Raw genomic sequence first — 304 nt, 5'->3', positions numbered from 1 at the left:
AACCCTTGATCTTAGTTGCCAGCATTCAGTTGGGCACTCTAAGGTGACTGCCGGTGACAAACCGGAGGATGGTGGGGATGACGTCAAATCATCATGCCCCTTATGACCTGGGCTACACACGTGCTACAATGGATGGTACAAAGGGCAGCGAAGCCGCGAGGTGGAGCGAATCCCATAAAACCATTCTCAGTTGGGATTGTAGGCTGCAACTCGCCTACATGTAGCCCGAATCGCTAGTAATCGCGGATCAGCATGCGGCGGTGAATACGTTCCCGGGCCTTGTACACACCGCCCGTCACACCAC

The 304-nt window shown here is 54.6% G+C and carries 1 rRNA gene; it reads left to right on the top strand.

Annotated features, from left to right (window positions below):
* Positions 1–304, top strand: a 16S ribosomal RNA gene (locus PZE06_RS27845); the annotation flags it as partial.

Source organism: Robertmurraya sp. DFI.2.37, from assembly GCF_029211245.1.
Taxonomy (GTDB): Bacteria; Bacillota; Bacilli; order Bacillales; family Cytobacillaceae; genus Robertmurraya; species Robertmurraya methanolica_A.
Note: the sequence above shows the minus strand (reverse complement) of the source record. Positions and strands in the feature narration are given on the sequence as shown.